Source organism: Enterococcus sp. DIV1758 (assembly GCF_051711985.1).
Taxonomy (GTDB): Bacteria; Bacillota; Bacilli; order Lactobacillales; family Enterococcaceae; genus Enterococcus; species Enterococcus faecalis.
Genome location: NZ_JBIOOA010000001.1, coordinates 1,748,965 through 1,773,363, shown reverse-complemented (window position 1 = coordinate 1,773,363; position 24,399 = coordinate 1,748,965). Strand labels below are relative to the sequence as shown.

The 24,399-nt window shown below is 37.3% G+C and carries 22 protein-coding genes, 1 tRNA gene and 2 other annotated features; of the genes, 15 read left to right on the top strand and 8 right to left on the bottom strand.

What is annotated here, in order from left to right:
- The first annotated feature begins 412 nt into the window (after positions 1-412).
- From glmS to IGJ52_RS08655, 4 genes are all read left to right on the top strand, one after another.
- Positions 413-2,221, top strand: a complete 1,809-nt coding sequence (gene glmS / locus IGJ52_RS08670) for a glutamine--fructose-6-phosphate transaminase (isomerizing) (protein WP_438792032.1) — start codon at positions 413-415, stop codon at positions 2,219-2,221.
- A gap of 393 nt (positions 2,222-2,614) precedes the next feature.
- Entirely contained in the window at positions 2,615-3,853 is a 1,239-nt protein-coding gene (locus IGJ52_RS08665; protein WP_438792031.1) for an aminoacyltransferase, read from the top strand.
- Positions 3,854-3,900: 47 nt separating this feature from the next.
- Positions 3,901-4,191 carry a hypothetical protein gene (locus IGJ52_RS08660; protein ID WP_002356942.1) on the top strand — a complete coding sequence of 97 codons (291 nt, stop codon included), beginning with the start codon at positions 3,901-3,903 and terminating at the stop codon, positions 4,189-4,191.
- Between the two features lie 175 nt (positions 4,192-4,366).
- Positions 4,367-5,332 (top strand): hypothetical protein, encoded by a 966-nt coding sequence (locus IGJ52_RS08655; protein WP_438792030.1) that lies wholly within the window; start codon positions 4,367-4,369, stop codon positions 5,330-5,332.
- 87 nt (positions 5,333-5,419) lie between these two features.
- Here IGJ52_RS08655 and IGJ52_RS08650 read toward each other — a convergent pair whose 3' ends face one another.
- From IGJ52_RS08650 to IGJ52_RS08640, 3 genes are all read right to left on the bottom strand, one after another.
- Positions 5,420-5,599 carry a hypothetical protein gene (locus IGJ52_RS08650; RefSeq protein ID WP_002383739.1) on the bottom strand — a complete coding sequence of 60 codons (180 nt, stop codon included), beginning with the start codon at positions 5,597-5,599 and terminating at the stop codon, positions 5,420-5,422.
- A gap of 213 nt (positions 5,600-5,812) precedes the next feature.
- Positions 5,813-7,303: a glucosyltransferase domain-containing protein gene (locus IGJ52_RS08645; RefSeq protein ID WP_438792029.1), complete on the bottom strand. Its 1,491-nt coding sequence runs from the start codon at positions 7,301-7,303 to the stop codon at positions 5,813-5,815.
- Positions 7,304-7,460: 157 nt separating this feature from the next.
- Positions 7,461-7,533: transfer RNA gene (locus tag IGJ52_RS08640), tRNA-Thr, on the bottom strand.
- A 206-nt stretch (positions 7,534-7,739) separates the two neighbouring features.
- Positions 7,740-7,985, top strand: a binding site (T-box leader).
- 338 nt (positions 7,986-8,323) lie between these two features.
- Positions 8,324-8,574: a binding site (T-box leader), on the top strand.
- An 85-nt stretch (positions 8,575-8,659) separates the two neighbouring features.
- On the opposite strand from IGJ52_RS08640, the gene IGJ52_RS08635 reads away from it, so the two are divergent.
- From IGJ52_RS08635 to IGJ52_RS08615, 5 genes are all read left to right on the top strand, one after another.
- Positions 8,660-9,730, top strand: a complete 1,071-nt coding sequence (locus IGJ52_RS08635; RefSeq protein ID WP_033600874.1) for a methionine ABC transporter ATP-binding protein — start codon at positions 8,660-8,662, stop codon at positions 9,728-9,730.
- An 18-nt stretch (positions 9,731-9,748) separates the two neighbouring features.
- Entirely contained in the window at positions 9,749-10,429 is a 681-nt protein-coding gene (locus IGJ52_RS08630; protein WP_002381703.1) for a methionine ABC transporter permease, read from the top strand.
- Between the two features lie 18 nt (positions 10,430-10,447).
- On the top strand, positions 10,448-11,281 hold the full coding sequence (locus IGJ52_RS08625; RefSeq protein WP_010715331.1) for a MetQ/NlpA family ABC transporter substrate-binding protein: 834 nt from the start codon (positions 10,448-10,450) through the stop codon (positions 11,279-11,281).
- A gap of 14 nt (positions 11,282-11,295) precedes the next feature.
- Positions 11,296-12,489, top strand: coding sequence for an amidohydrolase (locus IGJ52_RS08620; protein ID WP_010816628.1), 1,194 nt, complete (start codon positions 11,296-11,298; stop codon positions 12,487-12,489).
- A 369-nt stretch (positions 12,490-12,858) separates the two neighbouring features.
- Complete coding sequence (locus tag IGJ52_RS08615) at positions 12,859-14,397, top strand: ABC-F family ATP-binding cassette domain-containing protein (RefSeq protein WP_010715329.1); 1,539 nt, start codon at positions 12,859-12,861, stop codon at positions 14,395-14,397.
- A gap of 54 nt (positions 14,398-14,451) precedes the next feature.
- Here IGJ52_RS08615 and IGJ52_RS08610 read toward each other — a convergent pair whose 3' ends face one another.
- Genes IGJ52_RS08610 through IGJ52_RS08600 form a run of 3 tightly spaced genes read right to left on the bottom strand, consistent with a single transcriptional unit; the run spans position 14,452 to position 16,980 of the window.
- The gene (locus IGJ52_RS08610; RefSeq protein WP_438792028.1) at positions 14,452-15,378 is read right to left on the bottom strand and encodes a metal ABC transporter substrate-binding protein; all 927 of its coding nucleotides are present in this window, start codon (positions 15,376-15,378) and stop codon (positions 14,452-14,454) included.
- Positions 15,365-16,234: a metal ABC transporter permease gene (locus IGJ52_RS08605; protein WP_002377030.1), complete on the bottom strand. Its 870-nt coding sequence runs from the start codon at positions 16,232-16,234 to the stop codon at positions 15,365-15,367. Before IGJ52_RS08605 ends, IGJ52_RS08610 begins: the two co-directional genes overlap by 14 nt.
- Positions 16,231-16,980 (bottom strand): metal ABC transporter ATP-binding protein, encoded by a 750-nt coding sequence (locus IGJ52_RS08600; protein ID WP_002425953.1) that lies wholly within the window; start codon positions 16,978-16,980, stop codon positions 16,231-16,233. The genes IGJ52_RS08605 and IGJ52_RS08600 overlap by 4 nt, the downstream gene beginning before the upstream one ends.
- A 212-nt stretch (positions 16,981-17,192) precedes the next feature.
- Here IGJ52_RS08600 and IGJ52_RS08595 point away from each other — a divergent pair, with 212 nt between their 5' ends.
- From IGJ52_RS08595 to mnmA, 4 genes are all read left to right on the top strand, one after another.
- Complete coding sequence (locus IGJ52_RS08595; protein ID WP_002362076.1) at positions 17,193-18,167, top strand: ribose-phosphate diphosphokinase; 975 nt, start codon at positions 17,193-17,195, stop codon at positions 18,165-18,167.
- Positions 18,168-18,323: 156 nt separating this feature from the next.
- Positions 18,324-19,469, top strand: a complete 1,146-nt coding sequence (locus IGJ52_RS08590) for a cysteine desulfurase family protein (protein ID WP_002366913.1) — start codon at positions 18,324-18,326, stop codon at positions 19,467-19,469.
- Between the two features lie 67 nt (positions 19,470-19,536).
- On the top strand, positions 19,537-19,881 hold the full coding sequence (locus IGJ52_RS08585; protein ID WP_002356959.1) for a DUF1831 domain-containing protein: 345 nt from the start codon (positions 19,537-19,539) through the stop codon (positions 19,879-19,881).
- Positions 19,882-20,106: 225 nt separating this feature from the next.
- The gene (gene mnmA, locus IGJ52_RS08580; RefSeq protein WP_002362075.1) at positions 20,107-21,231 is read left to right on the top strand and encodes a tRNA 2-thiouridine(34) synthase MnmA; all 1,125 of its coding nucleotides are present in this window, start codon (positions 20,107-20,109) and stop codon (positions 21,229-21,231) included.
- Positions 21,232-21,410: 179 nt separating this feature from the next.
- On the opposite strand, the gene IGJ52_RS08575 is transcribed toward mnmA, so the two are convergent.
- Positions 21,411-22,649: a multidrug efflux MFS transporter gene (locus IGJ52_RS08575; RefSeq protein ID WP_002360011.1), complete on the bottom strand. Its 1,239-nt coding sequence runs from the start codon at positions 22,647-22,649 to the stop codon at positions 21,411-21,413.
- Between the two features lie 16 nt (positions 22,650-22,665).
- A complete protein-coding gene (locus tag IGJ52_RS08570; protein ID WP_002419713.1) occupies positions 22,666-23,181 on the bottom strand; it encodes a YbhB/YbcL family Raf kinase inhibitor-like protein in 516 nt (171 codons plus the stop codon).
- Positions 23,182-23,313: 132 nt separating this feature from the next.
- Between IGJ52_RS08570 and IGJ52_RS08565 the strand changes: the two genes are divergently transcribed.
- A complete protein-coding gene (locus tag IGJ52_RS08565) occupies positions 23,314-23,883 on the top strand; it encodes a TetR/AcrR family transcriptional regulator (RefSeq protein WP_002356965.1) in 570 nt (189 codons plus the stop codon).
- 97 nt (positions 23,884-23,980) lie between these two features.
- Positions 23,981-24,346 carry a DUF1033 family protein gene (locus IGJ52_RS08560; protein ID WP_002356966.1) on the top strand — a complete coding sequence of 122 codons (366 nt, stop codon included), beginning with the start codon at positions 23,981-23,983 and terminating at the stop codon, positions 24,344-24,346.
- Positions 24,347-24,399 lie beyond the last annotated feature (53 nt).

The window sequence follows — 24,399 nt, the reverse complement described above, 5'->3', positions numbered from 1 at the left end:
ACGGATATTTTTTTATTATTAAGAATCTAGTACTTTCTCTTACTATGAGTGTACTAGATTCTTTTTTTACAACTTTAAAGAACTAGACCAATTTTCGTTTTTTAGATTTTTGTTGACAATCGCCTACTTTTAATTGTATGATTGTTTATGTTTCTACGGAATATATTTAAAAAGGAGGTATATAGACCAATATTGGATAGCGCCAGACCTGAACGTTCAGGTGACGAGGAGAGAGCTTATCGAAGATTCGGCGGGTGGCTCTAGGGACTGCACTCTACAGATAACAAAGAAAAACTAATTGTGAAGTTAGAACAAAGCGGTTATCACGCAGGTAGAAACATATAATGGGATTTGCTAGTTAAACAGGACCTAGTAAATACAGAATTTCAATTGGAAAGTAGGAATTAGCATTATGTGTGGAATTGTCGGAATGATTGGAAAAGAAAATGTCACGGAAAGTTTGATTCAAGGATTAACAAAATTGGAATATAGAGGTTATGATTCTGCTGGGATTTGTGTGAATGATCAAAGCCAACAGCCCCATGTAGTTAAGGCAGTTGGGGGCATTGCCGATTTAGCAGCAAAATTAACGCCAGAAATCGATGGAACAGTTGGTATTGGTCATACTCGTTGGGCCACTCATGGCGAACCAACTGTCGCCAATGCACATCCCCATGTTTCAAGCGATCAACGCTTTGCATTAGTGCATAATGGTGTCATTGAAAACTTTGAAGAATTAAAAGAACAATTTTTAAGTGGTGCTCACTTAATTGGTGATACAGATACTGAAATCGTCGTTCAATTAATTGCTCATTTTGCTGAAAATGGTTTTTCAACAAAAGATGCTTTTAAAGCGGCTTTAGCCGAAATTAAAGGTTCATACGCTTTTGCATTAATGGATAAAATGGACCCCAATACTATCTACGTAGCGAAAAATAAAAGCCCGTTACTTATCGGTCTAGGTGAAGGCTTTAATGTTATTTGTAGTGACGCGATGGCGATGATTAAAGAAACCAATCAATTTGTTGAGATTGTTGATGGTGAAATTGTAACTGTTACAGCGGACAAAGTAGTAATCGAAACGCCAGAAGGACAAGTAATCAACCGAGAACCTTTTGAAGCGCAATTAGATTTAAATGACATTGAAAAAGGAACATATCCGTTTTATATGCTCAAAGAAATTGATGAACAACCTGCAGTGATGCGCAAAATTGTTCAAGCGTATACTCAAGGTGAAAAAGTGACTTTAGATGAGGCGTTACTTGAAAAAATTAATCAATGTGACCGAATTTACATTATTGCTTGTGGGACAAGTTATAATGCAGGTTGGGTCGGAAAATCTTTAATTGAAACGATTGCCAGTATTCCTGTGGAAGTTCATTTATCAAGCGAATTTGGCTACAATATGCCTATTTTATCTGAAAAACCGTTCTTCATTTTCTTAAGTCAAAGTGGTGAAACGGCAGATAGTCGCCAAGTACTGGTACAGGTTAATGAATTAGGGCATCCATCACTTACATTAACAAATGTTGCTGGCTCAACATTATCACGTGAAGCGGACGATACCTTGTTATTACACGCAGGACCAGAAATTGCTGTCGCTTCCACCAAAGCTTATACTGCTCAAATCGCTGTCTTAGCTATTTTAGCAAAAGCAATTGGCGAAGAACGCCAAACATTAGCAGCCGTCTCATTTGATGTGGCTCACGAATTGAGCGTGATAGCAGCTGTCATGGAAACCTTGATTGATGAAAAACAACAAATGAAAGCCTTAGTGGAAGATTATCTGACGTATACTCGAAATGCCTTCTATATCGGGCGAGGAGTCGACTATTATGTGTCGATGGAAGCGGCCTTGAAGTTGAAAGAAATTTCCTACATTCAAGCAGAAGGCTTTGCGGCAGGTGAATTGAAGCATGGAACGATTGCCTTAATTGAAGAAGGAACACCTGTGATTGGGATTGTGACAGATGCCAAAGTCGCAGCCCATACAAGAGGCAATTTAAAGGAAGTCGAAAGTCGTGGAGCAAGAAATATTGTGATTGCCTTGGAATCCTTGGCAAAACCACAGGACCAACTGATTATTCCAGATGTTCATCCGTTACTTTCTGCCTTAGTTAGCATTGTTCCAGGCCAATTATTAGCGTACTATGCAACCTTACAAAGAGGCTACGATGTTGATAAACCAAGGAACTTAGCCAAAAGTGTAACTGTTGAGTAAATCAAGAACCTGAGAGAGATGTTTAACGGGTTCTCATAAGTTTTAATATCTGAGGTCGGGACAGAAGCGATTAACTCCGAGAAACGCGTAGTGTTGCTTCTGTTCCCGCCGTTTATAAGTTTTTGAGCGTGGAGCAAAAATCCAGAGTGATTTTTGTCCCACGCTCAAATATTTTTTATAAAAGAAAGATATTCAGTCAAAAATGAAAGATTCCAAAGAAATTCTTTTTTTCCGTTGAAAACTGTTTGCATTTTAGCAAAATTAGATATAATTAATAAGAACCGAAAAATAAGAATTAGCCAGTGAGGTAACTTTGTTTGAAAGAAAGCAAAAAGTAGGTTAAGCTGAAAAGTGCTAATTTATTTAACAAAAAAAGATTGTGAGTTGTTTGATATGGATCAGTTTAGTACATTAACTGAACAAGAATTTACTACCTTTGCAATGACACATCCTGCAGGTAACTTTTTAGAAACACCCGAAATGAAACATTTATTGGAACGACGTGGCTGGCATTGTGAATACGTTGGCGTCAAACGAGAAGGCCAACTAATTGCTGCGTGTATCCTAAGCAAGAAAAAAGTCAAAATTGGTTATGCTTTCGACATTGACGGCGGAATTTTGATGGATTATACAGATAAAAAATGTGTAGAAGCCTTTTTCACAGGCTTAAAAAAATATGTGAAAAAAAATGATGGCCTTTATTTAACCTTTACTCCAAATAAACAAATTTGTTTACGTGATTTTAATGGCAGTGAAGTTGAAAAGGTCAATCAAGAAACATTTGACTATTTCACATCAATTGGTTTTGAACACCAAGGGTTTGATGTGCACAATTTTGATGGCGCGCCACGTTGGCTGTTTGTCAAAGATATGGCTGGATTAACAGAAGAAGATCTTTGGAAATCTTATGGAAAAGATGCTAAATATGACATCAAGAAAACATGGGAATATGGAGTAACAACCCGAGAACTTCGTTACGAAGAGCTACCTCTCTTTAAGAAATTAACGGAAGAAACAAGTGCACGACGTAATTTTGAAGATAAGGATTTAGCTTATTACCAAGCTGTTTATGAAGAGTTTGGCGAACGAGCAAAATTTATGGTGGCGGAACTAAACTTTGCTACTTATTTAGAAAATCTTCATGAGAAATTACGCAAATTACAAGAGACGCTCAACGAAGTCAATGAAGCGTTAATTGCCAATCCTAAAAGCCGTAAAAAAAATAACCAGAAACGTGAATTTGAAGATGAAGTTCGTACCGTGCGCAAACGGATTGACGAGGCTAAAGAAATGAAAACATCAGATGAACCTGAAATTTTAGCAGGTGCCTTATTCATTGTTCATCCACAAGAAGTTGTTTACTTGTTTAGTGGTACGTATGAAAAATATAAACAATACTATGCACCGTATTTAATTCAACATAAAATGTTAACTTACACAGTAGAAAATAACATTCCCAAATATAATTTTTATGGCGTTGACGGTGTCTTTGATGGAAGTGATGGGGTTCTTAAATTCAAACAATCCTTTGGTGGTCATGTCGAAGAATTAATGGGTAATTTCCAATGGAAAGCCAAACCAATGAAATATGCCTTATATCACGCATTAAAAACAATTAAAGAAAAAGTCTAAAATTAAAACCCAATCCTTAAAAAGGAATGGCAAAGTGAGGCGTTTAAATGGAAAATCAAGTCGAGGTTATGACGTATGCACAGTTAAAAGAAATTATGCAGGTGTTAGAAGCAAACGAAGCGATTACAGAAGATACAAAAGTCTTTATTGATACAGGCTGGGATAGCGTGCAAGAAGTAGCCCCAGATGCAGTCAGTATTGAAAAAGTTGCTAAATTTACAGTAGCAGATGTTTTAACAAACGAAAGTTTTGCTGGGTATAGTTTAGAAGAAAAGGCGGAGAAGATGAACGCTGAAGGCGACCTAGAAACGGCAATTATTATTCGTAATCTTTACTAAAAAAGTCCGTTTGAATAGTTAAAATCGAGGTCGGGACAGAAGTGTATAGCTCCGAGCAACGCGTAGTGTTGGTTCTGTTCCCGCCGGTTATCAGGTTTTGAGCCTGGAGCAAAAATCTAAAGTGATTTTTGTCCCAGGCTCATCTGCTTTAAATAAGAAATAAAGGAGGTTAGATATGAGTACCATTCATGAATTTCCCAAAAACTATGAACGTTTTATTGCGCAAGGAGAAGAAGCACTTGTAGAACATAATCAGATCGCCGCTTTAGAAAATTTTCAACAAGCCTATCAGCTACAACAAACGCCGCCAGTAAACCAAAAAATTGTCCAATTATTGTTGGAAATGGGTGAAGCTGACGAAGCACTAGCATTGGCAGAAGCGTTCCAAGAGTCTTATTTTGAGAACCTTGAAACAGCGGCAATTTATATGCAAATTTATAGTCAAAGTCGTCGCTTTATTGAAGGGTATATTTTATTGAAGCAATTACTTCAAACTAAAAAAATAACGCTAGCACAACAAAAAACGTTAGAACAGCAATTAATGCAAGTGGAAGAGGCGTATCAACAATTAGAAACGCAGCAAATTCAAGCAATTAAAAGGAACTTGTTAGTAAGCGATCAATTGCCCGTTTATCAACAATTAGCGAACATTAAAACCAGTTTATATTTGCCTAAACCAGTATTTGTGGAAGTCGCAAAAGATTTAGTTATGAACCAAGCACTTAGTTATTTTGCTCGGGAATGGTTCATTGAAGAATTAGCACTGTTGCAATTTTCAGAACAACTGACCTTTCTTTGGTATGACAATCAGCCTCAGACAGTCTTACTAGAAGGAAAAACTGGACCGTTAAATACGCCGATCTATTCCGAAATTTGTACTGAACTTAGGAATCGTTTAGAAAATGATGATCCAATTATGCTACAGCATTTGGAAGAAGAAATTCGATTGCATCTTGCCTATTTGTATCCATTAGCAGAGACTGTTATTTCAAATCCAACTATCTGGGTCTTGGGTTATTTGGCAACCTATTATCCTGAATATATTGAAAAAGAATTGACTGAAGCAAAAGGCCATCAAATCGATGCTGTTCAAAATGTTCAACAGGTGATACGAACGGCATTTACACAAATAATGCTTTAAAAAATGGCACGTCCTAAAAGCGAGGACGTGCCATTTTTTCGGTTTCAGAAATTTGCTGAATCTGCTCTAATTGCTTTTCTTGACTGATTATTGCGGATAATAGAAAAAAGCAAGGCAGAAATAAGTAAAAAGAATTCCTTGAATCAAGCAAATCACAACGAACAATGGCGTTGCTCCTGGAAAAGAATCAGAAATCCGTGTAATTAAAAATTCAACTAACCATAAAATCATTGAAAATAAAAATAATTTTTTCTGACGAGTTCTCATAGTCCGCAACAACCTTTCTGGTGATTTTCACTTCTCTATCATAACATAGAAAACGAGCTGTTTTTTCTCAAAAATTTTGTTACTTCATAAGAAAAATGGGAAATAAACAAGTTTCAGGAAGTAATAAATGTACCCGAAAAGAATACTTAATCCATCTTAATCAAACCATACAGTCACGTTTATTGCAAAAGAAGTGTTTTTGGATGGAACAAATTATTTCATAAACACAAATATTTCTTTGTTGTTTGTATAAATGTCATAAAAGTGATTACTTACTACTTTTTGATTTTTAGACATATCCGTATCGGTCAGTGGTGCCATCTCTACTCCTAAATTCGATGAAGTATTGAACCAAACGTAATTAGGGAAGTATAGACCGTCATTTGGTGGCACAATTTTTGAAAGAATTGGGTAGTTTCGACTTGTATTAGCATAAACAGTTGAATTTTTGAAAAACGTATTTAAATAAACTTTTTTTCGTTCGTTTGTTACAACATTTTTTAAATCATCTGTTAAAACAGCTGCTTGGCGATTGAATGCTTCTTTTTGATAGTTTAATGTGGAAGAATACACCAAAACAAACGATAAAATATAATAAGATAACAAGCTGGCCACAAGTAACGAAGTTAGATAAATTGCTTTCACTTGTCGATTGTTAAATAAACTTAACATGCTGATTGTAACAAAAACAGCAAATCCGTAAATATAGCGAGGCGCATCACCTGCGATATTTCTTGAATAGACAATAAAAATACCAAAACTTAAGAGAGAAGCAAGTCCTAAATACAAGATACAATAAAGGAAACTTAGGCCTAAGTTGATTTTGCTATTTGATAGATGACTAATAAAAAATAAAACAAGCAGTAGGAGCAGTAATAAGAGCCATAAACGATTACTCTGGTTCAACAGCTCTGAAAAATAATGGTAACTATTTTGATAAGCCACACTGGGAATATCATGCAAACTTGGTAAGGCCTGACTGCCCCCAATGTTGTTTGTTGCGGAAGGTACAAATTTTAACTCGATAAGGTAGCTGACTATAGAAAGTAGATAAGCGATAGCAGCAAGTGCGACTTTTTTACAAAGAGCAATGAAATTTTCTCCAGCAAGTAACTGCTTGAAAGTAAGGAATAAGACCATAACTATATAAATTCCTGACGAGGCTTGGTATGTATTAAACATAACAAACAGTGAAAAGAAAGAAACCAAGAAAAACGTAAAAGAATTACACTGCCACCAATAAAAAGGAAGAAACGAACAAAAAATACTCAATGCCATATAGGGACTATCAAACCTGAAACTAAGACATTGGAGGAACCAAGGATTGAGGCCAATTAAAGTAGCTACTAAAGAGGAACCCCAACTAATTTTTTGGTCATTGATGATATAAATAGCTAGTATGCTTGTGAGAGATAAGATAAGACCTGTCAGAAACGGTGTGGTCAAGCCCAGATCTGTCAAATGACGATTTCCTTGAACAAACCATGAGAGAAATTCACTGCCCCAACGTGCGTAAGTCGTACCAAAATCTGTCATTCCAGCGACTTGGCGAGCATTATCATCTAAATAAGGGAAATTGATAATGCCGATGGATAAAACTGCCACTTGATAAATTAAAATGATCAATAGAAGATAGGTTTTATTTTCAATACACCAGTTCTTTAAATCAATTTTTTTTGATTCTGTAGGTAATTGTTTCATCATTGTACTCCACTCCAATAATTATTTAACAATTAAAATATACCATAACGAGTGGAATGAAGAAATTGCTTTTGTTATTTTCTCATCCTGACAGAACACTAAGGATAGGCAAAACAAAAAAATCCCAACTCTTTATTAAAGAGTTGGGATTTTACCAAAAAGCCACCTGCCGGGCTTGAACCGGCGACCCCCACCTTACCATGGTGGTGCTCTACCAACTGAGCTAAGGCGGCACTTTCAAAGGCTAAACTGCGACGAGTAATCGTCAAAGTTCCTTTTGAAAAATCGTACAAATCTCGTGCACAAGAAATAGAATAACGTATAGATGAAAGTTTGTCAATTGCTCTTTCGTAAAAAAAGAAAAATGATTTTTTCTAAGAAAAACTGTTGACAATCTCTTTTTTCTCTAGTAAAGTGTAAATCAACATCACAGATAACTATTCATTCGTTGAAGAGAAGAGTAAATTTTGATGACCTTCAAAAGAGAGTCCTGATTGGTGAAAAGGGACAAGGTTCAGAAAAGTTGAAGATGGCCTCTGAGAATAAATTGCTGATAAGTAAGCAATTTCGGCTAAGCACCCGTTACCATGTGCACCAAGTTAATAAAGACTTGGATAAGAGATGAGATATAAAGAATCAGTTATATTTCGAAAAAAGGTGGTACCGCGAATCATTCGCCCTTTACTAGCAAAATGCTAGTGAAGGGCTTTTTGCTGTGAATCACTACGACTGGCGCGAAGCGACAGAGTAGATGATGAACAGTACAAGGTGACCGAAGGGCAAGTTGTGTCATTTGCACGAAAGTGTTCCTACGATTCTCGCCAAGGCTGTGATTCTCGTCACAGTCAAATCCTGTTGAGCACTACGACTGGCGCGAAGCGACAGAGTAGATGATGTCTGCGGTTACTCGACGCAGTATGGCCTTTGTAAGTGATGAACAGTACAAGATGTTCGAAGAGAACATTAACACTAGTCTGTTTGATTTTGAAAATAAACGAAAATCAGTTTAGAATGAATAGAAATAAAAAAGCAGTGATATAGTAAGTACAAGACTTTATTTGTCTAACAGAGAGCCTAGGTAGCTGAGAATAGGTGACAAAGACGTTTTGGAAAATGGCTATTGAGCAAGCGCTCCGAGTGTTAAACACAAGGCGGCGACGGGGGCTCCCGTTATCGAGCTAGGGTATCGAACATATTGTTCCGTACTTGAAAAGGGAATTTGTGTGAGCAAATTCTGAACATGAGGTGGTAACACGCAAAAAAGCGTCCTCAACGATACAACTTGAGTTGTGTCGTTGAGGATGCTTTTTTCTTTTTTGTGAAAAAATGCAGGTTGGTAAGAATGAAGGGGGATAAAGAATGATTGAACTAAAAAATATCAGTGTGACATTTCAACAAAAAAAACAAGAAATTCAGGCTGTCCAAGATGTTTCTTTGACAATTGATAAAGGGGATATCTACGGAATCGTTGGGTATTCCGGTGCTGGAAAAAGTACGTTAGTACGGGTAATTAATTTATTGCAACGACCAACAGCGGGCACCGTTATTATTAACAAAGAAAATATTTTAACTTTTTCTAAAAAGGAATTACGACAACAACGAAAAAAGATTGGAATGATTTTTCAACATTTTAATTTGATGAAAGAGCGGACCATATTTAGTAATATCGATTTTTCATTAAAATATTCTGGGCTAAGTAAAACTGAGCGGCGTCAAAAAATCAGCCACTTATTAGAGCTAGTTGGACTAAGTGAAAAACGGGACGCTTACCCCAGTCAACTATCAGGAGGGCAAAAACAGCGGGTTGCGATTGCCCGCGCTTTAGCAAATGATCCTGAAATTTTACTTTGTGATGAAGCGACGAGTGCGTTAGATCCAAAAACAACAGGACAGATTTTAGCTTTGTTAAAAAAGTTAAATCAAGAACTGAACTTGACGATTGTCTTAATCACCCATGAAATGCAAGTGGTTAAAGAAATTTGTAATAAAGTTGCGGTGATGGAAAATGGCTGCGTTGTCGAATCAAACGATATTGTTTCGATTTTTAGTCAACCCCAACAACCTTTAACCAAAGATTTTATTCGGACAGCAACTCATATTGATCAAGCATTAACCACGATTCTTGAACATCCTAAATTAGCTAATTTAGATAAAAATCAAGAATTAATTGAATTTTCTTATGTGGGAGATCAAACGAACGAGCCATTAATTGCACAATTGTATAGCCAATATCAGGTGTATACGAATATCCTATATGGCAATGTCGAAATTGTTCAAAACGTTCCTATTGGCCATTTAATTGTGGTGCTTTCTGGTGATGAGGCCCAGCGTCAACAAGCCCTTACTTATTTAGCGAAACAAGGCGTGCGAACCAATGTTTTGAAAACCTATCAGCAAACGAAGCAAAAGCAGAATTTACAGGTGATTTAAAAAAGGAGTGAACTGAGAATGTATCAATTATTTGAGAAATATTTTCCGAATGTTGTCCAATTAAAACAAGAGTTTCTTCAAAGTACATGGGAAACAGTATACATGGTTTTTTGGACAGCCTTGATTGCTGGCGTGTTAGGAGTCTTATTGGGTGTCGTGCTTGTCAGTACTGGCCCCAGTGGTGTTTTGAAAAATCCACCCCTGTATAGTATCTTAGAAAAAATTATTAATGTTTGCCGTTCTATTCCTTTCATCATTATGCTCGCACTGATTCAACCATTAACACGAATTTTGGCAGGAACAACAATTGGTACAACCGCAGCGTTAGTCCCATTAGTTATTGGCGTAATCCCGTTCTTCGCGCGCCAAATTGAAAATGCGTTATTAGAAGTGGATCCTGGCGTTATCGAAGCGGCAGAAGCTATGGGGACGAGTCCCTTAGGGATTATTTTTCGGGTTTATCTAATTGAAGGGTTACCAAGTATTATTCGTGTTTCAGCAGTGACAATTATTAATTTAATTGGATTAACAGCCATGGCAGGAGCTATTGGGGCAGGTGGTCTGGGCAACTTAGCGATTACTCGAGGCTACAATCGGTTTCAAACCGATGTGACATTTATGGCCACGTTAATTATTTTAATTATGGTATTTATCAGTCAAGCCATTAGTAATCAATTAATCAAAAAAACATCACATTAGAAAAAGGAGAAATGACAAATGAAAAAATTGAGTAAATTAATTGGACTTATTGGGGTATTAGCTTTTACGATTGCAGGTTGTGCATCGGGGTCTGCGAAGGATACTAAGACAGAAACCGTTAAACTAGGGGTTGTAGGAACAAAAAATGATGAATGGGAATCGGTCAAAGACCGTTTGAAAAAGAAAAATATTGATCTACAATTGGTAGAATTTACAGACTATACGCAACCAAATGCAGCATTAGCAGAAAAAGAAATTGATTTAAATGCCTTTCAGCATCAAATCTTTTTAGACAATTACAATAAAGAGCATGGGACGAAATTAGTATCAATTGGCAATACAGTCAATGCACCATTGGGAATTTACGCTAATAAATTGAAAGATATCACGAAAATTAAAGACGGCGGAGAAATTGCTATTCCTAATGACCCAACGAATGGCGGGCGGGCGTTAATTTTATTACAAACTGCGGGACTGATAAAAGTTGATCCTGCGAAACAGCAACTACCGACTGTCAGTGATATTACTGAAAATAAACGCCAATTGAAAATAACTGAATTAGATGCTACGCAAACAGCGCGTGCTTTACAAGATGTCGATGCTTCAGTGATTAATAGCGGCATGGCTGTCGATGCTGGGTATACACCAGATAAAGATGCTATTTTCTTAGAACCGGTAAACGAAAAAGCGAAACCTTATGTGAACATTGTCGTGGCTCGAGAAGAAGATCAAGAGAATAAACTTTATCAAAAAGTTGTAGAAGAATATCAACAAGAAGAAACGAAAAAGGTCATTGCAGAAACATCAAAAGGCGCCAATGTTCCAGCCTGGGAAACATTTGGTAAAAAATAAAGGAGGCATTTATAATGAGTACAACAACGATTCAAACAATCCAAGAAGCTATTGCTACGGAAAAGGAATGGATAATCCATTTAAGACGTCATTTTCATCAATACCCTGAAGCAAGTTTAAAAGAATATGAAACGATTAAGCGCATTAAAGAAGAACTACTAGCCTTAGCTATTCCTTTTGTAGAAGTAGGGGAAACGGGTGTTTTAGCAACCATTGAAGGAGGTCTTGGCGCTGGCAAAACGATTTTGTTACGTGCAGATATTGATGCGTTGGAATTGCCAGATGCAACAGGCGCTGCCTATGCTTCTAAAAATCCAGGACTCAATCATGCTTGTGGACACGATGGTCATGCGGCAGCATTGCTAGGGGCAGCTAAAGTGCTCAAAAAACATCAGGATACCTTTTCAGGAACGGTTAAACTGGCCTTCCAGCCAGCTGAAGAAATTGGTGCAGGCGCTCGACAATTTGTGGAAGGAAATTATTTAGAAGCAATCGACCAAGTGTTTGGGATTCATTTAGATTCCAGTGTGCCAGTCGGAAAATTAGTTGCTACCAAAGGCGCCACCAACGCCTCTTGTGATATTTTTAAAATTGAAGTCAGTGGTCAAAGTAGTCACGTCGCCCAACCACAGAATGGCCGGGATGCTGTTTTAGCAGCGGCCAGTATCGTTGTGGAATTACAAAAAATTGTAGCGCGCGAGATTGATCCTTTAGATTCTGTCGTAGTAGGAATTGGCGTTTTACAAGCAGGAACACGCTATAATATTGTAGCAAACCATGCAACCATTGAAGGCACTGTTCGAACATTTAGTCAGGAAACGCGCCAATTTGTTTTACAACGAGTCGAAGAAATTGCCCATGAAATTGCCCAGTCTCATCGCACAGAAATTGCTGATTTTTCTGTTTATGCGGCAGCGAATCCATTAATTAATGAAGAACAAGCAACCAACCGTGCACAGCAGGTAGCCAGTGAGATTGTTGGTTTTGAAAATGTTGTGACCGATCATCCTAAAAGTTTAGGGGCGGATGATTTTGCTGATTACTTAGCGGTAATTCCTGGTATCTATGGACGGGTCGGTTCACGAAACCCTGAAAATCCTGCTACTCATTTTGGACACCATCATGAACAATTTGATATTGATGAACGTGCCTTACTTTTAGCAGCAGAGTACCACGTACGCTATGCATTAAACTATTTATCAGAATAACAGGGATAGGGAGCCGACAAAATGATGGTTTGTGGGCTCCTTTCGTTATAAACCAACGTGGCTTGCTTTCTTGTCATTCTATGGTAGAATACAAGCATAAGAAAGGTGATTCACATGTTTTTTGTTTTAACTGATAAATTAACAAGAAAAGTAGCTCCCGATAGTTTAAGAACAGATGAAGCACTGTTGTGGAGCCGAGCAATTAATTTCTTCATCGCTTGATAGCACATTTTTTGACTAGAAAAGCTAGTCTTATTTGAGTGTACGTACAAGCGGTTGTCGGGATTTCTGTCAGGATGGACGACGTGCAGACGTGGTTCTTTTTTTGTTGTCCCAAAATAATCAGTTAACAAGAAAGAAGTGACGAAAATGAGTATTTTAACTATTGAACATTTAACGCATCGATTTGGCGAAAAGGTCTTGTATGAAGAGGCTTCATTGCAAGTGAATAAAGGGGATCATTTAGGCTTAACTGGCCAAAATGGGGTCGGCAAATCCACCTTAATTAAAATTTTAACGGGGGAAGTATTGCCAGACGAAGGAACGATTCAGTGGCAAAAAAATTGTAAGATTGGGTACTTGGATCAGCACGTTTCTGTAGAACAATCACTAACGATGGTTGATTTTTTGAAACAAGCCTTTCAAGAACTTTTTGATAAAGAGGCGAAACTGGCAAAACTTTATGAAGAATACAGTCAAACGGCTTCGGAAAAACTTTTAGAACAAGCAGGCAAATTACAAACAGATTTAGATGAAAGTAATTTTTATCAAATCGACACGATTATTCAGGATTTAGCCAATGGGTTAGGACTACAAGCAATTGGTTTGGATAAAAAGTTAGGGGAGCTAAGCGGTGGTCAACGTTCAAAAGTGATTTTAGCAAAATTATTGTTAGAGGCCCCTGATGTGTTACTTTTAGATGAACCCACCAACTATTTAGATGATACACATATTCAATGGCTTATTCGCTATCTGAATAATTTTGAAGGAAGCTTTCTATTAGTCTCCCATGATTATCAATTTTTAAATGAAGTGACGAATTGCATCGCAGACATTGAGTTTGGCAAATTAACCAAATATACTGGAAATGTAGAAAAATCTTTTGCACAAAAAGAGCAGAATAAACAAACCTATTTGAAACAGTATCAGGCCCAACAAGAAAAAATTGAAAAAATGGAAGCCTATATTCGTAAATACAAAGCTGGAAATCGAGCAACGATGGCTAAAAGTCGACAAAAACAATTGGACCGGTTGGAACGATTGACTCCGCCAGGTTCCTTGACTAAGCCAGCGATTGAATTTCCTTATCAAGGGTTAGTTGCAACGCAAGCACTAACGACCCAGAAGTTAGTTGTCGGCTATCGGGAACCTTTGTTAGAACCGTTAGATTTAATGGTTCATGTCGGTGAAAAAGTCGCATTGAAAGGCTTTAATGGGATTGGCAAATCAACATTAATTAAAACGTTAACCAAAGTGATTCCTTCATTAGATGGAGAATTTCATTATCCGCTGAATACAAAAATTGCTTATTTTACCCAAGACTTGGCGTGGCCTAATGAGCAGTTAACGCCGCTAGACTATTTATCAGATCGTTTTCCAGATACAACGATTAAAGAGCGAAGAAGTCATTTGGCTAGAGCAGGTTTACCAGATAAGTTAGCAATGCAGTCGTTAGCCCTGTTAAGTGGTGGTGAGCAAACAAAAGTAAAACTAGCGGAACTAATGATGCAAACAAGTAATTTGTTATTTTTAGATGAGCCAACCAATCATATTGATGAAGCGGCCAAAAAAAGTTTACAAGAAGCAATTCACGTTTACCCAGGAACGGTTTTTCTGGTTTCCCATGAAGCAGATTTTTATGAGGAAATTGTGGATCGAGTAATTGATATTGAGGAATTAGTTAAATAAAGAAGAAAGAACCAAGTTGAGGGGGAGTCAACTTGGTTCTTTCTTCTTTATTATTTATTTACTCATTAAGCCATCATGGATTTTTGTTAAATTCCAGTTCATCATGCTGTAGTACGTATCGCCTTCTGTTCCTTCTTTGGCAAGAGAGTCTGTGAAAAGTGTATCGTAAATTGGTCGTTTCACTTCTTTTGAGACCCGTTCCATACTACGTTTATCGACACTGGTTTCAACAAATAACACAGGTGCTTTTGATTTCTTAATGGTATCAATAATCGTGGTCATTTGTTCAGGTGTTCCTTGACTTTCTGTGTTAATTTCCCAAATATAAGCGGCATTTAAATCATAAGCTTTGGAGAAATATTTAAAGGCACCTTCACTTGTAACTAATAATTTTTTATCATCAGGAATATCAGCAAATTTAGCTTTGGCTTCCTCATGTAATTTGCTAAGTTTTTCGGTATAATTTTTCGCGTTTTCTGTATAGAAACCTTTATTTTTTGGATCTTTTTCTACTAACACGTCACGAATGTTTTCTACATATTTAATGCCATTTTCAATGTCTAACCAAGCATGTGGATCTTCTGTTTGTTCTTGACCGGCACTTGTTAAATATTGTGGCGTAACATTTTTGCTTGTAGAAAAGTAATCTTTATTCTCAACTTTTTTGGCCGTTTTCATTAATTTGTTAAACCAGCCATTTCCGCCTGTTTCTAAGTTCAAGCCGTTAAAGAATAAAATGTCCGCTTCAGAAGCTTTCGCAATGTCTTCTGGTAACGGTTCATATTCGTGAGGGTCTGTCCCGATTGGCACAATACTATGCAGCTCAATTTTGTCTTGCCCAACATTTTTCACTAAATCGGATAAGATCGAGTTCGTTGTCACAATTGCTAATTTTTCTTTCTTTTCAGCGGCTTGATTCCCGCAAGCAGCTAACGTTAACCCTGCTAAAAGTGTTAAAAAAAATAAACTAAATTTTTTCATTCGTTGATTCCTCCATTTCTTTCTGACGGTTTACAAATACTAGGCCTTTCTTTGGTGAGAAAAAGAAAGCCAATAAAAAGAATAAGGCGGCGGTTAAAACAATCGTCGCACCAGAAGCTAAGTTATAAGAATAACTAAAGAATAGGCCAATCACTGAACTTAAAATCCCAAAAGTAGAGGCTAAGCCAATCATTGTCGGTAAGTGATTTGTTAATAGATAAGCTGTTGCCGCTGGCGTAATCAGCATGGCAATGACTAAAATAGTTCCGACGGTTTGCAAAGAAGAAACAGCGACTAATGTTAGTAAAAACATCAATGCATAGTGGAAAAATTGAATATTTAAACCATAGGCCTGAGCCATTGTGGGATCAAAAGAAGTGAGTTGCAACTCTTTATAAAACAATGCCACAAAAATCAAAACAATCACGCCGACGACACAAGTAATTAAAATATCGGTATCTGCGACCGCTAATACATTTCCAAACAGAATATGATATAAATCGGTGGAACTTTTTGCAAAAGAGATAAAAATAATCCCTAAAGCAAAAAAAGAACTAAAGACAACACCAATGGCAGTATCATTTTTTAGTGGACTTTTTTGGGTAATAAAGCCGATCGATAATGCAGCTAGTAAGCCAAAAATAGAAGCGCCAAAAATATAATTGAAACCAAACATATAAGAAACAGCGACCCCTGGTAAAACAGCATGGGAAATCGCATCACCCATCAAAGACATCCCACGTAAAATAATGAATGAACCAATTACCCCTGAAATGAGTCCGACAATTACAGACGTCAAAAGGGCATTTTGTAAAAATTGATAACGGAATAAACCATCAATAAATGCAGCAATCATTTTGCAACCCCCTGTATTAATAAATCACCTAACAAATCACCGTATGCTTCTTGGAGCGTTTCTGCAGTAAACGTTTGTTCAACAGGACCCGCAGCAATTAGCCGGTTTTTCAAAACGATTAATTCATCAAAATAGTGGGATACTTTGTGCAAATCATGGTGAACAATGATAATCATTTTACCTTGACTTTTTAATGATTTGAGAATATCCATAATCACTTTTTCACTAGACATATCAATGCCGACGAAAGGTTCATCTAAAAAAATCACCTCAGCACCTTGGGCCAAAACACGGGCGATAAACACACGTTGTAATTGGCCACCAGAAAGTTCGCCAATCTGGCGTTGCGCATAGTCTTCTAATTGCACCATTTTTAATGCAGCCATGGCTGCTTGCTTTTCTTTCTTTCCTGGGCGTTTTAATAGTCCCAAGTTTGGATAGGTTCCTAGCAAGACCGTTTCAAAAACGCTAATTGGGAAACTAAGATCCAAGGCGCTACGTTGTTCTACATAGGCAATGGTTGTTTTTTGTTGGTCAATCGCTTGATTATTTAACAAAACATCACGTTCCTTTGTTTTAATCAAGCCTAATAACCCTTTAATAAATGTTGACTTTCCAGCACCATTTGGTCCGATAATTCCAGTAATTTTACCGGAGGGAATAGTAACGTGGATATTATTTAAAGCGGTCCGTCCTTGATATTGAACGGTTAACGCTTGAACAGCTAAGTTAAAGCTTTTTCTCATGAAATTCCTCCTTTTTAGGTTTGCCTTAAAATCAGTATAAGGGATAGTTTAAGAAAATGCAAATAATTTTTAGGTGCACCTAAATACAAGCGCTTTTTTCACAAAGAAAACCGTTTCTTTCAATAAATTAAGGAGGATCCCATGATTTTTATGACAAAAAATGGTAGAATATGAATGAAAACGACTATTATTTTATATTGACGGAGGATATCATGACCGAAAACTATCAAGATGACACCTTACGCATCTTCAGTTTAAATGCAAATCGACCACTTGCTGAAAAAATCGCAGCATCAGTAGGAACAGAATTAGGAAAAAGCACCGTGCGCCAATTTAGTGATGGCGAAATTCAAATTAATATTGAAGAAAGTATTCGTGGCGATCATGTCTACATCATCCAAGCAACGAATGCCCCTGTAAATGATCATTTGATGGAACTGCTTATTTTAATTGATGCATTAAAACGTGCTAGCGCAAAAACAATTAATGTTATTTTGCCTTACTATGGTTATGCTCGCCAAGACCGCACAGCGAAACCAAGAGAACCCATTACTGCGAAATTAGTTGCTAATATGTTGGTAGAGGCAGGCGCAACACGTTTGTTGACATTAGACTTGCATACTGTTCAAGTCCAAGGATTTTTTGATATCCCAGTAGATAATTTATTTACAATGCCTTTGTTTGCTCATTATTATCGTCAACAAGCATTAGTAGGGGAAGAAATTGTGATTGTTTCGCCTAAAAACAGTGGTGTTCAACGCGCACGTAGTTTATCGGAGTACTTAGATGCGACCTTAGCAATTGTCGACCATGAAGAGATTGATGGGGTGCGTCAAGAAGGTTACGTTATTGGGAATGTCGCTGGGAAAAAATGTATTCTTGTTGATGACATTTTGAATACTGGTCAAACGTTAGCCACAGCGGCGGAAGTTTTAATGAAAAATGGTGCGCAAGAAGTGTATGCTTGCGCCTCGCATGGTTTGTTATCAGAAGGCGCAAAAGCAACCTTAGAAAATGCGCCAATTAAGGAAATTAGTATTACTGACTCTGTTTATACGACAGCAGACCGCCAACCAGCAACCTTGAATATTATTTCTTGCGCTGAGTTAATGGGGGAAGCGTTACTTCGTATTCATGAAAATAAACCAATGAGTCCATTATTCCGTTTAGAACCAAAAGGAGAATAAGTGATTCCTTAAACTAGAAATAGGTCTAACAACTTTAACAGTGTTGGACCTATTTTTCTTATCTCTTTTATAAATAGAAGAGAAAGTATTCTGATTTTGTGTTTTAAGCTTTTTATGCTAGAATAACGCCAGAACATAAGGAAAGGGACGAGTCATTTGGAACCCATTTATTTAGATCATGCGGCAACAACACCGCTTCATCCAACGGTCATTCAAGCGATGACTGAAAATATGCAAACGACTTTTGGCAATCCATCAAGTATTCATCAGTTTGGACGAAAGGCACACGGTCTTCTGGAAGAAGTGCGTCAAACGATTGCCGAGAGCTTACAAGCCAAACCCCACGAAATTATTTTTAATAGTGGTGGCACAGAAGGGGATAACACAGCCATCTTGGCAGTTGCTTTTTCTCGTCAAAAGGAAGGAAAACATATTATTACTACGGCAATTGAACATCCCGCTGTATTACGAACGATGGAATACTTAGAAACGTTAGGCTTTGAAGTGACTTACTTGCCTGTGAATGAAAATGGTCAGATTTCAATGGATCAATTCAAAAAGTCTTTACGCGAAGAAACGATCTTGGTTTCAATGATGTATGGCAATAATGAAATTGGAAATCGATTACCAATTGCTGAAGTTGGTGCAATTCTTAAAAATCATTCGGCGATTTTTCATACAGATGCCGTCCAAGCTTATGGAAGTGAAGTCATTTTACCTCATGAATTAGGGATCGACTTATTAAGTATTTCCGCTCATAAAATCAATGGTCCAAAAGGCGTAGGGTTTTTATTTAAAAGCGATGCAATCCAATTACCACCTCTTTTACACGGTGGGGAACAAGAAGAAAAACGACGTGCGGGCACGGAAAACTTAGCTGGAATTATTGGCATGGGTACTGCCGTTTCATTACTAACTTCTACAGAAAAGCAAGCAAGAAAAACAGCTTATCAAAGTTTTCAAACGATTATTTTAAAAGCGTTAGAAGAAGCCAATATTGATTTTTCAATTAATGGTGAACCAACCAATCGTTTAGCGCATGTCTTAAATCTTCATTTAAAAGGAATTCCCAGTGATTTGCTCTTAATGCATTTGGACTTAAGAGGTATTGCGATTTCAACAGGCTCGGCTTGTACAGCGGGAACTGTGGATCCTTCGCACGTGTTGACAGCGATGTATGGAGAAAATTCCTCAGCTATTAAAGAATCAATCCGGATTAGTTTTGGCTACGGGAACACACCAGAAGAAATTGCGACTTTTTCTGAAGTACTAGTTGCAGTGATTCAACAATTGAAAAAATAATCTGATTGCGGCAGCTAAAGGTTTTCGCTATAATGAAGATAACAATGAAAATAACGAGGTGGAACCCATGGCATTTACAACAACGGCTGCTGTTGAAGGCTCAACAGTTTTTTACAAAGTACATCCTAGTGCAAAACGCTATACATTAAAAGATAACGGCTTTACTGAAACAAAATCAGGGAACTTTCAATTGATTCGTTCCTTAGATCCAACGCCTCAGAGAAATGAAGGCTTCAAATTGAAAATTACGATCACTGCTGATCTAAAAGAGTTGAAAATGTCCATTACAACGGCAAATGGTTTAAAACCAATGAATATTTTCAAGAATGAACAACATGAAATGAGTAAAGAAAAATACTTTTTCTTAATGGATGGCTTAATTAGTCGTGGTGTATTAGAGAAAGTAGAATAATTTAGAGAAACCTGAAGAAACAAGTGAAAGTAGCTTGTTCCTTCAGGTTTTCTGTTTCTTTGAAAGCAACAGCTTGTTGGCTGTGTCTTTGTTCCAAGTATTTTCTCATTATACGCCCGGCTTGCTTTACTTATTTCAAAAAAATAGTATAATGAAAAGCACTGAAAAGTTACGACCTTCAAATCGTGGATGATTTCAGAATCTAATTGAAATGATGGTGATAAAATGGCAGATAACAGCAAAACGCGTGTCGTGGTAGGCATGAGTGGCGGTGTCGATTCATCTGTCACAGCGTTGCTTTTAAAAGAGCAAGGCTATGATGTAATTGGGATCTTTATGAAAAATTGGGACGATACAGACGAAAATGGTGTCTGTACCGCAACTGAGGATTATAAAGATGTCGCAAAAGTAGCGGATCAAATTGGGATTCCGTATTATTCGGTTAATTTTGAAAAAGAATATTGGGACCGTGTGTTTGAATATTTTTTAGCAGAATATCGGTTAGGACGGACACCAAATCCAGATGTCATGTGTAATAAAGAAATTAAATTTAAAGCATTCCTAGATTATGCTATGCAACTAGGCGCTGACTATGTTGCAACTGGCCACTATGCACAAGTAGAAACGGATGAAAATGGCGTAGTGCATATGTTACGTGGAATTGATAATAATAAAGATCAAACCTATTTTTTAAGCCAATTATCACAAGCCCAATTAGCAAAAACAATGTTTCCATTGGGGGGCATGGAAAAATCAGAAGTTCGTGCAATTGCTGAACGTGCTGGATTAGCCACAGCCAAGAAAAAAGACTCAACGGGCGTTTGTTTTATTGGTGAAAAGAATTTCAAAGAATTTTTGAGTAATTATTTACCAGCTAAAAAAGGCAACATGGTGACAGAAGATGGCGAAATCAAAGGACAACATGATGGTCTGATGTATTATACTATCGGTCAACGCCAAGGCTTAGGAATTGGTGGCGGCGGTAAAACACAAGAACCATGGTTTGTGATTGGGAAAGATTTAACTACCAATACATTATATGTGGGACAAGGATTTCACCATGAAAAACTATATGCAACACATTTAGAAGCTAGTGAGGTTCATTTTACTGTTGATACGCCAATGCCAAAAGAGTTTGACTGTACGGCTAAATTCCGTTATCGTCAAGCAGATATTCCAGTGCATGTTTCCTTATCTGAAGATGGCACAAAAGCAACCGTTACGTTTAAGGAACCAGCGCGCGCAGTCACTCCAGGTCAAGCTGTTGTTTTTTATGATGGGATGGAATGCTTAGGGGGCGGCTTAATTGATCGCGCCTACCAAGATGAAAAAGAACTACAATACGTCTAAAAAGTTTCACGAGTTGTGAAACAAAAAGGATGAAGTCAACCAAAAAAAAAGCGGATATGCTGGTCATAAAACCAGTAAATATCCGCTTTTCTTTTTTATTTTATATACCTATTTTTTTAAAATAAGAAAAAAGAGAAAAATTAAAAATTAAAATTGTGGATAACTTTTCTGTGTATAACTCAGGCATCATTTTTCTCTTTTTTTAATTCGGCGGTGCTTCGACGAACCCATAGAAGGTTAATGAGAACCAGACAAGAAGTGGAAATAAAGACCCCACGATAACCGAAAGCGGCAGATACGCTTGAACCAATCATAGGACCAATCACATTTCCTGTCGCTTGGAAAGATTGATTGTAACTGAAAATACGACCTGCAGCGTCACTTGGGGAATAACGAGTAATCAACGTTTGAACAGCTGGTAGTAAACAGGCATCGGAAATCCCAACTAAGAAACGAAGCATGGCAAGCTGCCAGACATTTTGAACAAAGGCCATTGGTAGGTAAACGAAAATGGCTAAAATTAAACCAATTGTCAAGATGCGTTCACTGCCAATACGATCGCCTAACCGGCCGAAACGTGGGGCGGCTATTAACGTTGCAATCCCTGGAATAGAAGCAATGACTCCGCTAATTAAGGTGACATTTCCGTGACCACCCAACAATTGTTGAATATATAAACTGATGATGGGACTAATTGAATTATTGGAAGCTTGAATGATTAATGTCGTAATAAACATTCCAAGAATCACGTGGGGATGTTCTAGTTTTTTTAAAATTTGTTTCCCAGATGCGGCTTGATTTTTTTCAATTGGCACAAACTCTTCATGGACAAAGACGAGACTCAAAACAAAAACGAGTAATAAAATCGTACCAGTAATAAAAAAGGTTGGCCGATAACCGAAAATAGACGCAGTGACACCGCCCAAAAGAGGACCAAGCAACGTGCCGGTAACAGAACCAGTGGCTAAAGTACCAAGCACTTGGCCGCTTTTTTCCTTAGGTGTGCCTGTAGCAACTAACGCAGTCGCATTACTGATATAACCAGAAAAAACACCTTGTAATAAGCGTAAGCCAATCAATTGATAAACACTTGTGACTGCGCCCATTAAACTAATGACGATAGCCATCCCTAATGAAGCGCGTAATAACATTAACTTGCGTCCTTTTCGGTCGGCTAAACGGCCCCACCAAGGAGAAACAATGGTCGTGACTAAAAAAGTGGAGGAGAACGTGATTCCGCTCCAAAAATTCAATTGTTGGTGGGTAAAAGTACCTAATGTGTTGATATAAAGAGGCATGAATGGCATCACTAAGCTAAAGCCAATACCAGCCATAAATGTGCCAAACCATAAAACAAGCAGATTTTTTTCCCAAGGTTGTCTTGGACGGAAAATTTTACTTTTAATTAATTCATACATTCTATTTCCTCACTTTCTAGTAAAGAAATTCAAATTTGGCTTTGGCGAGTCGTTGATCATTCAATGCTTTATGCAATTCATTCGCAAAAAAGCCTTCTTTTAAATTTAGTGGATTTTTTGTAGCGTATACATATAACGTATAGGTGTGCACACCAGAGCGAGGACTTAACCCCAGATAACGTTCGGTTAACTCAGGTAACGTTTCAGTGGCAAGCGCAGGAATCATCTGTTTCCCCAAAGGAGAAGCAAGACTATTTTTTCCTTGAATGGTAGGCTTGAGTGCTGTTCGACTAAAGTCTTCAGGAATCTCATTGGTTACAGGAACATTGGCAGCTAACCAATGAATAAAAGGGAAACCGATTAGAGGAATCGTGTCATAATCAATTAATTCCCAGGATAAATAGCGGGCTTCTTTAGGAATGGCCGCTAAAGAAATAGGAAAAGATAAAATAGGACGTTCGTGTAATAAAAATTCTGCACTGGTTCGTTTGCCATAACGATCGGCCAAATGAGAACGGTTGGTAATATGCATGCCAAACAGCCTTCTTTCAAAAATGATGTTTACAAATTATTATTATAAACTATAATTTATAGTTTAAAAATAGTCAATAGATATGATAAACTAATACTTGTCCAAAATTTAAGAATTGGAGGCGTCAGAAAGATGGCAAAAAAACGGAATTTAACGAAAGCCAAAATCCTTGAAAGTGCCCGCAACCTAGCGGAAGAATTGGGCGTTCAACAATTAACCTTTCAAAATTTAGCCGTTGATTTAGGCATCAAGTATCCTTCACTCTATAATCACTTTAAAAATATTGCTGAAGTAAAAAATGCTCTAGTGGACTTGTTAATTCAAGAATTAAATGATGCATTGCGACGAGCCTTAGTGGGTAAGAGTGGCGCAGAAGCAATTCGGATATATGCTGAAACGTACCAACAATTTGCTTTTGAAAATTCTGCAGTCTATGAATTACTTATCAGTGTGCCGAAAACGCAAAACCAACAATTAATTGAAGGCATCCATGAAACCAATCAAATTATCTTACAACTTTTAGCTTTTTATCCATTTAATAATGAAGAACGACTGCATAAAAGTCGAGAATTACGTAGCTTAATCCATGGTTATATTACCTTACGTTTTTTAGGTTATTTTCAACGCGAAGAAGCCACGCCAGAAGAAAGTTATCGTCGCATGATTGAAGATTTTATTGCTTCTTTAGAAGTGGCAGGATAAAATAAATTTCAAAAATTTCTCAGTCCGAAACCAAATCCTTGCAACTTTTTCAGAAAGTGACTATGATACCTACAGTAGCAAAAAAAGGAGCGGTTCAATGTATCAAGTAATTACAATGTATGGCGACAATGAACCTTGGTGGTTTTTTGATGATTGGCAAGAGGACATTGTTCAAGAAAAAACCTTCGATAACTTGACCGATGCAGAGACATATTATGTGGAAGTTTGGCAAAAACTTTCTCAGAATTATACATACGTCAACACAAAGCCTAATTATTTAACGGCTTTCTGGAATGATGGGGAAGAACGCTGGTGTGAAGAATGCGATGAAGATTTACAACAATACTTCGGTTTAGCATTACTAGAAAATCATCATGCAGTTACTTTTGAAAATAAAGCTGAGTTTACCACAATATCCAATCATTTTGGCAAAACAAAATTCTGCAAACGGAAAGTTATTTGAAACGCATGAGTTTAAAGAAAAACCTCAGGGAATTTTCTTTAAACTCTTTTTCT

Excerpts from the sequence above, each read along its gene's own strand:
- glmS (WP_438792032.1), top strand. The coding sequence starts at position 413 with ATGTGTGGAATTGTCGGAATGATTGGAAAAGAAAATGTCACGGAAAGT.
- IGJ52_RS08665 (WP_438792031.1), top strand. The coding sequence starts at position 2,615 with ATGGATCAGTTTAGTACATTAACTGAACAAGAATTTACTACCTTTGCA.
- IGJ52_RS08660 (WP_002356942.1), top strand. The coding sequence starts at position 3,901 with ATGGAAAATCAAGTCGAGGTTATGACGTATGCACAGTTAAAAGAAATT.
- IGJ52_RS08655 (WP_438792030.1), top strand. The coding sequence starts at position 4,367 with ATGAGTACCATTCATGAATTTCCCAAAAACTATGAACGTTTTATTGCG.
- IGJ52_RS08650 (WP_002383739.1), bottom strand. The coding sequence starts at position 5,599 with ATGAGAACTCGTCAGAAAAAATTATTTTTATTTTCAATGATTTTATGG.
- IGJ52_RS08645 (WP_438792029.1), bottom strand. The coding sequence starts at position 7,303 with ATGATGAAACAATTACCTACAGAATCAAAAAAAATTGATTTAAAGAAC.
- IGJ52_RS08635 (WP_033600874.1), top strand. The coding sequence starts at position 8,660 with ATGATTGAACTAAAAAATATCAGTGTGACATTTCAACAAAAAAAACAA.
- IGJ52_RS08630 (WP_002381703.1), top strand. The coding sequence starts at position 9,749 with ATGTATCAATTATTTGAGAAATATTTTCCGAATGTTGTCCAATTAAAA.
- IGJ52_RS08625 (WP_010715331.1), top strand. The coding sequence starts at position 10,448 with ATGAAAAAATTGAGTAAATTAATTGGACTTATTGGGGTATTAGCTTTT.
- IGJ52_RS08620 (WP_010816628.1), top strand. The coding sequence starts at position 11,296 with ATGAGTACAACAACGATTCAAACAATCCAAGAAGCTATTGCTACGGAA.
- IGJ52_RS08615 (WP_010715329.1), top strand. The coding sequence starts at position 12,859 with ATGAGTATTTTAACTATTGAACATTTAACGCATCGATTTGGCGAAAAG.
- IGJ52_RS08610 (WP_438792028.1), bottom strand. The coding sequence starts at position 15,378 with ATGAAAAAATTTAGTTTATTTTTTTTAACACTTTTAGCAGGGTTAACG.
- IGJ52_RS08605 (WP_002377030.1), bottom strand. The coding sequence starts at position 16,234 with ATGATTGCTGCATTTATTGATGGTTTATTCCGTTATCAATTTTTACAA.
- IGJ52_RS08600 (WP_002425953.1), bottom strand. The coding sequence starts at position 16,980 with ATGAGAAAAAGCTTTAACTTAGCTGTTCAAGCGTTAACCGTTCAATAT.
- IGJ52_RS08595 (WP_002362076.1), top strand. The coding sequence starts at position 17,193 with ATGACCGAAAACTATCAAGATGACACCTTACGCATCTTCAGTTTAAAT.
- IGJ52_RS08585 (WP_002356959.1), top strand. The coding sequence starts at position 19,537 with ATGGCATTTACAACAACGGCTGCTGTTGAAGGCTCAACAGTTTTTTAC.
- mnmA (WP_002362075.1), top strand. The coding sequence starts at position 20,107 with ATGGCAGATAACAGCAAAACGCGTGTCGTGGTAGGCATGAGTGGCGGT.
- IGJ52_RS08575 (WP_002360011.1), bottom strand. The coding sequence starts at position 22,649 with ATGTATGAATTAATTAAAAGTAAAATTTTCCGTCCAAGACAACCTTGG.
- IGJ52_RS08570 (WP_002419713.1), bottom strand. The coding sequence starts at position 23,181 with ATGCATATTACCAACCGTTCTCATTTGGCCGATCGTTATGGCAAACGA.
- IGJ52_RS08565 (WP_002356965.1), top strand. The coding sequence starts at position 23,314 with ATGGCAAAAAAACGGAATTTAACGAAAGCCAAAATCCTTGAAAGTGCC.
- IGJ52_RS08560 (WP_002356966.1), top strand. The coding sequence starts at position 23,981 with ATGTATCAAGTAATTACAATGTATGGCGACAATGAACCTTGGTGGTTT.